Annotated in this window: 4 protein-coding genes; all 4 read right to left on the bottom strand. The window is 70.8% G+C overall.

Features of this window, described 5'->3' with window-relative positions; genetic code table 11:
* Window positions 1–209: 209 nt before the first annotated feature.
* Complete coding sequence (locus AC2W7M_RS25430; RefSeq protein ID WP_486135886.1) at window positions 210–398, bottom strand: DUF3008 family protein; 189 nt, start codon at window positions 396–398, stop codon at window positions 210–212.
* 28 nt (window positions 399–426) lie between these two features.
* Window positions 427–681, bottom strand: a complete 255-nt coding sequence (locus tag AC2W7M_RS25425; RefSeq protein ID WP_486135885.1) for a DUF2934 domain-containing protein — start codon at window positions 679–681, stop codon at window positions 427–429.
* Between the two features lie 108 nt (window positions 682–789).
* Entirely contained in the window at window positions 790–1,155 is a 366-nt protein-coding gene (locus AC2W7M_RS25420; RefSeq protein ID WP_486135884.1) for a TetR-type transcription factor C-terminal domain-containing protein, read from the bottom strand.
* A 20-nt stretch (window positions 1,156–1,175) separates the two neighbouring features.
* The coding region (locus AC2W7M_RS25415; RefSeq protein WP_486135883.1) for a TetR/AcrR family transcriptional regulator at window positions 1,176–1,409 on the bottom strand (234 nt) is incomplete at its 5' end.

The following is a 1,409-nucleotide window of genomic DNA, read 5'->3' as shown; positions in this document are numbered from 1 at the left end:
GCTGCGGCGCGACGGCCCGGCGACGGCCTCCTCACCCTGCCCACACCCCGCGGGGGGAGAGGGTTTTGCCCTCGGGCGCACGGACGAGCCGAGCCCCTGAACAGAGGCGCGCCTTCCAAGGCGCGACGCGGCTCCCTCTCCCTGAAGGAGAGGGATGGGGTGAGGGGTTCCCCGCGCCGCAGCCCTGCCCTCTCCCACAGAGAAGGTGTTCAGCCCTTGTCGGCGTGCTGCGGCTTTCCCTTGCGCGGGGTGGAGGCCATCTTGTCGAGCTCTTTTTCGCTCATGCTCTCCACCATGGAGCGCGAGGCGCCCTTCAGCTTGGACTTGGGCATTTCGCCGCGCTTGGCGGCCAAGGCGGCGCCCGCCGCCTTCTGCTGGGCTTGGGATTTCGCGGGCATCGCCTGGTCTCCTTGGCGTGATGGCGGATCAGGCGGACGGGCCGCCCTTCAGGACCTGGAGCTCGGCCTGCTCCCAGAACTCGCGGTCGCGGCCCTGGGGCGAGCCGGCTTCGCGCCACAGCCCGTGGGCCCGGCGCTTGATGCGGTCCCGCTCGATTTCGGTGAGGCCGCTCGCGGCCTTCGGATCGGTGGCGACGTTCTCAGGTGCAGTCTTGGCGGGAGCGGTTTTGGCGGGCGCGATGGTCGCGGTTGCCTTGCCGGCGCTTGCGGCGGACGTGGTCATGGCAGCCTCCGTTGGTCATAGGTCGCCCCTGCCCCGGCTCGGTAACGCCCGGGGCGAAGGCGGGTTCCACGCGCGCCGGCTGCGGCCCGGCATGGCGCGCGCCGCTGGTCAGCGCGGCAGGAGGCCGGAGGCGATGAGGTCGCAATAGAAGTCGGCGATCTCCTCGGCGCCCAGGGCGCCGCCGGGGCGATACCAGCGCGCCATCCAGGACAGGAGCGAGAGCACGGCGCGGCCGGTCATGGCCACGTCCATGGCGCGGAACGAGCCATCCGCCACGCCGTCGGCGATGATGGCGCGCAGCAGGCCCTCATGGGCATCGCGCAGGCGCAGCGCGTCGTCCTTGAGGGCGGCGCTCGCCATGCCGGAATAGCCCACCAGCATGGTGACGAAGCTGTCGTAGTTCTCCGCGAGGTAGCGCGCATGGCCGATCATGAAGAGGCGCAGCCGCTCGCGCGGGCTTGCGCCCTGCGCCACCGCCTCGGCGCCGGCGCGGTTCAGCCCCTCCAGCGTGCGGATATGATGGCGTCGTAGATCTCCTGCTTGGTGGAGAAATAATTGTAGATCGCGCCCTTGGAATAATTGAGCGTCGCGGCGACCTCGGCCAGCGAGGAAGCGCCATAGCCCTTCTGCGCGAACAGCCTTCGCCGCCTGTCGCAGGATCTCCTCGCGCGGGTCGCTGACCAGAGGCGGCCGGCCGAGGCGCTTCTCCTCGCCCTCCGCGCCAGGCG

The organism is Xanthobacter sp. BG11Y11_SDJG (assembly GCF_057364445.1).
The sequence above is the reverse complement of the archived record's forward strand: the minus strand, read 5'-3'. Positions and strand labels throughout refer to the sequence as shown.

What these genes read in the sequence shown, in the direction of transcription:
- AC2W7M_RS25430 (WP_486135886.1), bottom strand. Translation starts at nt 398, where the DNA reads ATGCCCGCGAAATCCCAAGCCCAGCAGAAGGCGGCGGGCGCCGCCTTG.
- AC2W7M_RS25425 (WP_486135885.1), bottom strand. Translation starts at nt 681, where the DNA reads ATGACCACGTCCGCCGCAAGCGCCGGCAAGGCAACCGCGACCATCGCG.